Here is an 8,773-nt window from a genome sequence, read left to right as displayed (position 1 = left end):
GCCAACCCATTTCGTTCCGTGTGAGCATTTCTACCTGCTCCGCGAACCGCACATCATCAAGATCTCGGAGCATTTCCGGGCCGAGATCGACCGGGTGGTCGCCGGGCTGGCGAAGACAGGCTGACTGCGACGGACTGAGCACTCCGTTCGCCTAGCGGCGGTCGGCTGCGTAGGTCACCCTGACGTCGGTAAAGCCCAGCGCGCCGAGTAGACCGCGCAGCATGGCGGTGGTGTTCTTCCTGCCCAGGTCGAGCACCTGACCGTCCGTCTTCGCCGCGTCGGTCATCCGCGCCGACGCGGTCCGGTAGAGCTCCTGGTCGGTGCCGACCCCACCGAACAACCCGCCGACGCGGTTCAGCGCGCCGCGCTGGCGGGCCACCACGTAGCTGTGGTCGAGATCCAGCTCGGGCCTGGACAGCGTCGGGTTCGGCAACTCGATGGTGACCACACGACGGTCCGGGGAGACGGTGACCGCGTCCTTGCCGAGCGCACCAAAATTGATCACCGAGTCGACGGTACCGACCCCGACGAACAGGGTGCGCTCGCCGCGCAGCGCATCAGGGATCCACTTGCTGTCCTTCTCGAGGTCGACCACCACCTCGAAGTGGGCGCTGGCGGCGTGATAGTCGCTCAGCTCTTCCAGGGAACGCAGCACCGCCGGGGAACTGCGGTCGACCGTCCTCTCCTCGAACGGGTTCGGCAGGCTCGGCCGCCATCCCGCCACCAGGGCGATGCCGGCGAGGACGAGCACGATGACAGCGACGACGGCGATCAACCGCAGTGGGCTGAGTCGGGACGACGGAGACCGCAGAGATCGCGGAGACCGGGTCGAGCGGGTGGGCCGGTCCAGGCCGGACTCGTCGTTCATGGGCGTCTTCTACCCGAAATGGCCGGCAACCACGCCGATGTCGGCGCTATGACTCTCCGGGCGCGATCGTGGAGCCACGCTGGGCGGTACGGGCGAGGATGATCGCCGTACGGTCGTCGCCCTGCCGCCCGGGCGCGTACCGGCGAACCGCGTCGAAGGCGTCGTCGAGCAGCGCCACCGGCGTGCGCGTGGGATCGCGCAGGATCTCGGCGATCAGCCGGTGCAGCCCGAACTGCCGCCCGGCCTCGTCACGCGCCTCCACCAGTCCGTCGGTGTAGGCGAAGAGCACGTCGCCCGGTTCGAGCCGCAGCGTCTGGATTCCCCACGCCCCGGGCTCCGCGAGCAGGCTCGACATCAACGGGCCCGTCGGAGGCAGCCGAACGACCTGCGCCGTTTCCAGCCGGGAACCGACGATGGAACCGGCTCCCGGCACCCGACCGGACCCGGGGCCGGCACCGTTCGCCCCATTCCCCGGCCCGCAGGCCGATCCAACAGCCTGCGCAGATCCAACAGCCTGCGCAGATCCAACAGCCTGCGCAGATCCAACAGCCTGCGCAGATCCAACAGCAGCCGCCATGATGGATCCGCCCGCCCCGTCACCGGGGCCGCATCCCGGCCGGGCGGGATCGCGGGGTCCGACCAGGTGAGCGGTCGGAGCGGGTATCTGCGGTGAGGATGCCTCACCGGGAAGCACCGCGTCCGCAGGTACCTTGCCTGCGGGCAGCTCACCCACCCACACCTCGCCCACGGGCGACTCGCCCGCCGACGCCATGTTCCCGGGGTTCCCGGGCACCGCCCGGCGCAGCAGTAGCACGTCGGGATGACCGGCGTTGACGTAGTACAGGTCCCCGGTCCGCGGGTCGACGACGGCAATGATCGCGGTCGCGAACATCTCTTCGATCTCGCCGAGGTTGTCCACCGTCCACTCCAGGGCCCGACCGGGATCGATCTCCGTCGACAGAGCCGCGTCGAGCAGTTGCTTGAGCCGCAACGCGAAGACCCCGGCCGCGGCTCCATGACCGGAGACGTCACCGACCACGACGGCGACCCGCCCGTCGGGCAGCTCGAAGGCGTCGTACCAGTCCCCGGCAAGTTCGCCCTCGGCCGGATCGACCCGGCCGTGCAGGACCAGGCCGCGGGCCCGCAGGAGCGAGGGCGTGAGCGCGTCCCGCAATGCGATCACGGCGGGTCCCTGCTGGGCCAGGGCTTCCCACGACCGCTCGTTCTGGCGGACAAGCCGCACCAGCTGGGCGCGCATCGTCTCGACGTCGGCGGCCAGCTCCACGATCTCCTTGGGGCCGACGGAGGGGATCCGGGTGTCGTAGCGACCGGCGGCCACCGCGTTGACGGATCGCTGCAACGCTCCGATCGGGCGGAGCAGCCATCGCCGCGAGATGATCATAATGGTTAGCAGGAAGCCGAGGATGACGAACATCGCGCTGGCCAGCGAGCTCAGCAGCAGCACGGAGGCACTCTCCACCCGCCCGGACGCCTCGACCTGCTCGCGGTCGATCGCCGCGGCGAGCTCCGCGACCTCGCGGCGCAGCAGGTCGAAGTCCTGGCGCGCTTTGGTGCGCACGATATCCTGGGCGGCGGCGGTGTCTCCTCTCGCCATCGCGGCCAGTTTCGGCTGGACAACCTCGCGACGCCAGTCCCGGTACGCCCAGCCGACTTCCCCGTGCTGTGCGCGCAGCGCGGGGAAGTCGGCCAGCAATGCGTCCAGCCGTGCCGTCAGGACCGGGATGGACCTGGCGGACTCCTTGTAGGGGACCAGGAAACCCCGGTCCCGGGTGATGATGTAGCCACGCAGAGCATTCTCCTGGTCGACAAAGTCGGCCAGGAGCATCGCGGTGGTGGTCGCAGCCGGGTCCAGATGCCTGCTCCGCTCCGTCGCGGCATGACGTGACCGCAGGGCGGAGACCACGGCCAACACCAGCATCACAATGATCGAGATGCTGGCGAGCAGCGTCAGCACCCGGATGCCACGCCGAAGGCCAGCCGTCTCACCCATGTGAAGATTGTCGTCCAGCCGTCGGGCGCCGGTTGTGTCGGGTGACGTGTGGGGTCCCCCGGGGGGCTCGTACGACAGCTACCCCATCTCGCGGCTGGAACGATGAGCGCCGCACTGACTGTGCCGCGCCGGATGATCGCAAACCTCGGCGACGACGCGGACCTGCCCTGGCCCCGGACTTTCGCCAATGATCGTTTGATGACATGTCGGAAATGAGCGAAAATGACGATACGTCGTCACTCTTTCGGACGAGGCGGAAACCTCCGGGTTCCCACGGCACCGAGCGCTCCGGAGTGCCGGGAGCTGGAACGGTGCCCGTGGTCCACTCGTTAGGCCTGCTGAGCTCGGCGGATCCCGAGCCGGGGACTGGCCCGGCCGCTGCGGTGCCCGGTGCCGACGGCGCCCAGTGCGTACCGCCGGTCGGCGCGGGAGTTCGATCAGCCTCCGTGCTGGTGCCGACCCCGCCAGCGGCCGCGCATGTGGTCGACCACGACGGCCTCCGCGGGCACGACTCCCATGGAGCACGGTGGATGACGGAGTCACGGTGGAGGGTAACGGATCGACCGATCTCGGGAGTTGAACGCATGATCTGGGAGGCTGTCAGACGATGACTTCGGGTTCGGTCACCGAACCGACGCACGCATCGAACGTGGCTGGCCGCCCCCGCGGCGCGGCGCGGCCCCCGCGGCTGGCCGGGCGATCGCCCGAGGGCCCGACCGAGGCGGCAATCTGGACCCGCGGGCTCGGCAAGCGGTACGGCGATCGGGTGGCGGTGGACCATCTCGACCTCCAGGTGCCGCGCGGGACGCTGTCCGGTTTCGTCGGCCCGAACGGGGCCGGGAAGTCCAGCACGCTACGCATGCTGCTGGGGTTGATCCGCCCCACGGCGGGCCAGGGGTACGTGCTGGGCGCGTCGATCTCCCATCCGGCCCGCTACCTGGGCCGGGTCGGGGCGATGATCGAGGGCCCGACGTTCCATCCCGGGCTGTCCGGCCGGCGCAATCTGGACCAGCTCGCCCTGCTGCGTGGGATCGGCGGGCGGCGCCGCGCCGATCGCGCGCGGCGGGTCGGGGAAGTCCTCGCACAGGTGGGCCTGACCGAGCGAGCCGACGACCGGTTCACCGCCTACTCCCTCGGGATGAAGCAGCGCCTGGGCATCGCCGCCGCTCTGCTGCCCGATCCCAACCTGCTCATCCTGGACGAGCCGACGAACGGCCTCGACCCGGCAGGCATCCGGGAGATCCGCGCGCTGCTGGGTCAGCTGGCCAGCAGCGGCATGACGGTCTTCATGTCGAGCCATCTACTGACCGAGGTCGAGCAGATCTGCGATCATCTGGTGATGATCAATGGCGGGCGGATGCTGTTCCAGGGGCACGTCACCGACCTGCTCTCCGCCGAGGATCCCCGGATCCTCATGGTGCCCGAGCGGGACGACGACGCCCGCCGCCTGGCCGGGCTCCTCGGTGAGACCGGCCTTCGGGTCGAGATCGACCTCTGCCCCGGGCCGTCGTGCGACGCGGGAGTCGGCGAACGCCATCCGGTGGTGACCGCCCACGCCCGCGAGGGAGTGGCCGCGGACCTCAACCGACTGGCGATGCGCGCCGGCATCACCCTGCGCTCGCTGCGCACCCATCGGCCGAACCTGGAGGAGACCTTCCTGCGCGTCACCGGCGAAATCGACGGCGACCTCGTCCGTTTCGGGCACACCCCGGACGGCAGTGTGCCCGCCGTGGGAGCCGGGCTCGACCCGGCCCAGAGCCGTGGAGGTGCCACATGATCACGGCTTTCCGCGCCGAATGGGTGCCGCTGTTGCGGACCCGGTTCCTGCTCGGGACGCTGGGGGCGGTCATCGCCTCGGCCCTGCTCGGCACCGTTCTGACCTTCGTCTCGGTGGGGCACAACGACTTCGATGGCGACCCCGTCACGGCCAGCGGGCTGTCCGCCGCGAACGGCGTCGCGCAGGGGGTGCAGGCGGTCAGCATCCTGCTCGGCGTGGTGGCCCTGTCCGTCGTCGCCGCGTCGCTCGCAGGCGACCATGCGCACGGGGCCCTGCGCAACCAGCTCGTCGCCCAGCCGCACCGGCTCCGGCTTCTCGCCGGCAAACTGCTGGCTCTGGCGGCATTCGTGGTCCTCGTCATCGCCGTGGCGACCGTGGTCTCGGTCGCGCTGTCCTTCGCGCTCGCGCCGCTGAAGGGGGTGTCGACGGCCGCCTGGAGCAGCGCGGCGGGGCTGGCCGAACTGAGCAAGAGCTTTGTCAACCTGTGCGCCGGATCGCTCGGTTACGCCGCGCTCGGCGCCCTGGCCGCGATCGTCTTCCGCGCGCCTGCCGCGGCGATCGCGGTCGCGGTCGCCTACGCGCTGCCGGTGGAGATGCTGGTCACGCGCATCTACGGTCCCGCCCGGGCCTGGCTGCCGGTGCAGCTGATGGAGGCGATCGCCACCGGTGGCTTCGCCGTCGCCACGCCCTACGCCGACGCGCTGCTGCGCGGGCTGGTCTACTGCACCGCGATGGTGCTGGTCGCCGTCGTCCTCTTCTGGCGCCGGGACATGACCTCATAAGGAAACGTTATAAGGGAGCGTTATAAAGGAAGATTGCGTCAGGGAGCCCAGCGCAGGTGCTGGGTCCGTTCCGGGTCGAGCTGTTCGGCCCGGGGAAGCCAGCGCAGCGGCTGGGTCGGCTCGGAGTCCGCCGTGCCGGCCGCTGTGGTCAGGGGCCCGGCCGCGGGCCGGCCGGTGCCGCGGCGGCCGTCGACCGGGAATTTCCCGTTGAAGATCTTGCGGAGGAAGGGTGACCGCAAGATGACGAAATGGTGGATGGCCAGGGTCACGCCGAAGGTGAGGGCGGTGACCAGGAGCATCTGCGGCCAGCGGAGGCTCGGGTCCAGCGAGAGCAGCGTCGCGATGGCGTAGATCCAGAAATAGTGGAAGAGGTAGACCGTGTAGGAGGCGTCGGAGAGGTAGCGGACGGCGGGCCGCGGGCCGGGGACGAGCCGGCTGGCAAGGGCGAAGAGCGTGGCGGTGATCGCGATGGTGAAGAGGGTCCTGCTGAGCACCAGACCGGTGGATGAGGTCAGCACTCCACCCCAGTCCTGATTGGCCGCCAGCAGCAGGACGCCGGCCACGGCGAGCAGGATCGGCGCGGGCCGCTGAAAGGACGGCAGGATTCGCCGCCGATCCAGGTAGAGGAGCACGCCGAGGAGGAAGAACGGCAGGAAGTCCAGCGTCTCCTCGACCGGGAGGTCGAGGGGATCGGAACCGATGACGGGAGTCACCGCGGCCCGGTACCCGCCGCGGATGAGGATGGTGGTCACGATGACGAGTGAAATGATCGTGGCCATGACGCGCAGCCGACCGGTGGTGGCCCGCCGGTAGAGGGAGCTGGCCACAAGGCGGGATATGACGCTCACGGCCGCCGGGGTGCACAGCGCGTAGGCGAGCAGCACCATGAGGAACCACAGCTGCAGAGGCCAGCGCAGCTCGCCCACCGGCTCGGGGACGATGTTTCCACGCAGGAAGTCCAGGAACGAGACGTCCGGGTTGTGGAAGTTGTAGCTCAACCAGAGCGCGGTGGGATTGAACAGGACCAGGGTGCACAGGAATGGGATTCCCACGCTGGCGAGCCTGCGATGCACGGTGCGCGACGGCCCATACTTCCCGACGAGCATCGCGGAGAGGAACCCGGAGATCAGGAAGAAGTCCGCCATCCGGAAGAGGCCGGAGGCGTGGGCGATCCCGTGGAAGAACGGGTCGTCACCGAGCGTCGAGGCATGCACGAAGACGCCGCCCAGCATGAAGACGGCGCGCAACGCGTCCAGGTGGTGGTAGTGCCCGCCCGGAGCGGACGGCGCCGCCTTTCGCCCCACGATTCCTCCACCAAGGCTGCCGGACCGCTCCGAGCCCCTACGGGCAACGCCCTCCGGTGAAGACGTGGCAGGCGTACATCGTACGTATCATGAATGATACGAAACGAGAGGATTGCCCCGAGCTCCCAGGGACCCCGAACTCCCGAAGCTCAGTGCCCGAACACGTCGGAGTCGAGGGCGTCCGCCTCCCCCGCGGCGCCCCGGTCCAGTCCGGAGATCGCGGCAATCTCCTCAGCGGAAAGCGTGAAGTCGAAGACGTCGATGTTCTCTGCCAGGCGCCTGGGGCTGGCCGACTTCGGCACCACCACGATGCCCAGCTCGATGTGCCAGCGCAGGGCGACCTGCGCGGGGGTGCGCTCGTGCGCGGCGGCGATCCGCGTGATCACCGGTTCGTCGAGCAGCCCGGTGCCGGCGCCCAGCGGGCTCCACGCTTCCGTCACGATCCCCTGCTCCGCGTGGTAGGCGCGGATCGCGGACCGGCCGAGTCGGGGATCGAGCTGGATCTGGTTCACGTCCGGCACGACACCGGTCTGGGCCAGCAGCCGGTCGAGGTGGGTCGTCTTGAAGTTCGACACCCCGATCGCGCGCACCTGGCCGTCCTTCAACAGCTCGACGAGCCCCTTCCAGGCCTCGACGTACCGATCCCGCCACGGGTTCGGCCAGTGGATGAGGAGCAGATCGAGGTAGTCCAGCCCCATCCGGCGGGCGCTCTCCACGGCGGCCCTGCGCACGCCGCGGACGCTGTGCGAGCGTTTGTTGAACTTCGTGGTGACGAACAGCTCCTCGCGGGGCACGCCGGCGGCGCGTAGTCCGGCGCCCACTCCCTTCTCGTTGCCGTAGTTGTGCGCGGTGTCGATCAATCGGTAGCCCAGCCCGAGCGCCTGTTCCACCACCCCCTGGACCTCCCGGTCGTTCAGCGGCCAGGTTCCGAGCCCGAGCCTGGGCATCCGGGCACCGTGCGCGAGCGGGACGGTGGGGACAGGCGAAAGCACCACGGGCGTAGGACCTCTCTGGTACGAAGATCTGGTACGAAGAGATGCCGGGCACCCGACGGGATCCGCGCTCCGGCCGGCCTTCGAGCATCCGGGCGACACGGCCGCGATGGATGTGGTACCCACGTCGGCGAGCGAGACCCGGGGAAACGGGTCCGAAGACCCGGAGGGCAGACTGCCAACATGAGCACCGCCAGGGACGACAGACTCGCGGTACGACTACCCGAGGATGAAGCCGAGATCATCCGCTCGGCCGCGGAGGGTGAGGGCCTGTCCCTTGAGGACTTCGCCGTCGAGGCCATGAAGCGATACGCGCGAGAGGTTCTCGCCGACCGCCGCCTGTTCCGCGTCCCGGATGCCGACTGGAGCAAGCTCGAGGCGCTGCTCGACGCGCCGCCGCCGCACTCCCCCCGGCTGCGCCGGCTCCTCGACAAGGAACCGGGCTCGGAGCAGCAGGAGTAGCCGGAGCACCCCGCCACCTCTGCCCGCCTCCCGATCGGCCGACCAGTCGACCGGCGATCCCGACGCGGTCCGACGCGGCCCCAAGAAAGGATCCTACGCAGTGCCCCTCGCCAAGCCCGCGGCCCTGTCCGAGGGCCCGGACCGGCTCACCTTCAACAGCGGTGACGACCTGCTCGACGGCTGGCTGCGCCACCACGCCCTCGAACACCAGCAGGACCGGACGACAAACACGTTCGTGATCGTCGACGGTACCCGGATCACCAGCTACTACTGCCTGGCCACCGCGGCCCTGGAACGGATCCCCGGTTCACGCCGGTGGTCGCGCCGGTCCACCGAACCCGTTCCGGCGATGTTCGTGGGACGGCTCGCGGTCGATGTCCGGTACCAGGGCCGCGGGCTCGGCGCCCAACTCGTCCGGGACGCCGTGATGCGGTCGCTGACCGTCCATCGCATGGTCGGAGTGCCGCTCCTGCTCGCCCACGCGATACGGCAACCCGGCCGGGCGTTCTACCGCCATCTCGGCTTCCTCGGCACCCGCGTCGACCCCTACCTGCTCGCGCTGCCGCTACACGCCGCC

General features: G+C 69.7%; 8 protein-coding genes. 4 read left to right on the top strand and 4 right to left on the bottom strand.

Annotation, left to right across the window (positions count from 1 at the left end):
• Positions 1-151: 151 nt before the first annotated feature.
• Positions 152-868, bottom strand: coding sequence for a DUF4230 domain-containing protein (locus AC08ON_RS12975; RefSeq protein WP_476607688.1), 717 nt, complete (start codon positions 866-868; stop codon positions 152-154).
• 46 nt (positions 869-914) lie between these two features.
• Positions 915-2,879 carry a PP2C family protein-serine/threonine phosphatase gene (locus AC08ON_RS12970; RefSeq protein WP_476617058.1) on the bottom strand — a complete coding sequence of 655 codons (1,965 nt, stop codon included), beginning with the start codon at positions 2,877-2,879 and terminating at the stop codon, positions 915-917.
• Between the two features lie 607 nt (positions 2,880-3,486).
• Here AC08ON_RS12970 and AC08ON_RS12965 point away from each other — a divergent pair.
• Together AC08ON_RS12965 and AC08ON_RS12960 are read left to right on the top strand one after the other, a co-directional pair.
• A complete protein-coding gene (locus AC08ON_RS12965) occupies positions 3,487-4,656 on the top strand; it encodes an ABC transporter ATP-binding protein (protein ID WP_476607686.1) in 1,170 nt (389 codons plus the stop codon).
• The gene (locus AC08ON_RS12960; protein ID WP_011435620.1) at positions 4,653-5,438 is read left to right on the top strand and encodes an ABC transporter permease subunit; all 786 of its coding nucleotides are present in this window, start codon (positions 4,653-4,655) and stop codon (positions 5,436-5,438) included. Before AC08ON_RS12965 ends, AC08ON_RS12960 begins: the two co-directional genes overlap by 4 nt.
• Positions 5,439-5,476: 38 nt before the next feature.
• Here the strand turns inward: AC08ON_RS12960 and mdoC are convergent, their stop codons facing one another.
• Together mdoC and AC08ON_RS12950 are read right to left on the bottom strand one after the other, a co-directional pair.
• Entirely contained in the window at positions 5,477-6,742 is a 1,266-nt protein-coding gene (mdoC, locus tag AC08ON_RS12955) for a glucans biosynthesis protein MdoC (RefSeq protein ID WP_476607685.1), read from the bottom strand.
• Between the two features lie 149 nt (positions 6,743-6,891).
• Complete coding sequence (locus tag AC08ON_RS12950; RefSeq protein ID WP_476607684.1) at positions 6,892-7,737, bottom strand: aldo/keto reductase; 846 nt, start codon at positions 7,735-7,737, stop codon at positions 6,892-6,894.
• Positions 7,738-7,917: 180 nt separating this feature from the next.
• Here AC08ON_RS12950 and AC08ON_RS12945 point away from each other — a divergent pair, with 180 nt between their 5' ends.
• The gene (locus tag AC08ON_RS12945) at positions 7,918-8,196 is read left to right on the top strand and encodes a type II toxin-antitoxin system TacA family antitoxin (RefSeq protein WP_476607683.1); all 279 of its coding nucleotides are present in this window, start codon (positions 7,918-7,920) and stop codon (positions 8,194-8,196) included.
• Positions 8,197-8,296: 100 nt separating this feature from the next.
• Positions 8,297-8,773 (top strand): GNAT family N-acetyltransferase (locus AC08ON_RS12940; RefSeq protein ID WP_476617057.1); only part of this gene is annotated, 477 nt, incomplete at its 3' end.

The sequence above is a fragment of the Frankia sp. CoWAU3 genome (genome assembly GCF_977971855.1).
This window is presented reverse-complemented; position numbering and strand designations above follow the sequence as displayed.

Excerpts from the sequence above, each read along its gene's own strand:
- AC08ON_RS12970 (WP_476617058.1), bottom strand. The coding sequence starts at position 2,879 with ATGGGTGAGACGGCTGGCCTTCGGCGTGGCATCCGGGTGCTGACGCTG.
- AC08ON_RS12975 (WP_476607688.1), bottom strand. The coding sequence starts at position 868 with ATGAACGACGAGTCCGGCCTGGACCGGCCCACCCGCTCGACCCGGTCT.
- AC08ON_RS12965 (WP_476607686.1), top strand. The coding sequence starts at position 3,487 with ATGACTTCGGGTTCGGTCACCGAACCGACGCACGCATCGAACGTGGCT.
- AC08ON_RS12960 (WP_011435620.1), top strand. The coding sequence starts at position 4,653 with ATGATCACGGCTTTCCGCGCCGAATGGGTGCCGCTGTTGCGGACCCGG.
- AC08ON_RS12945 (WP_476607683.1), top strand. The coding sequence starts at position 7,918 with ATGAGCACCGCCAGGGACGACAGACTCGCGGTACGACTACCCGAGGAT.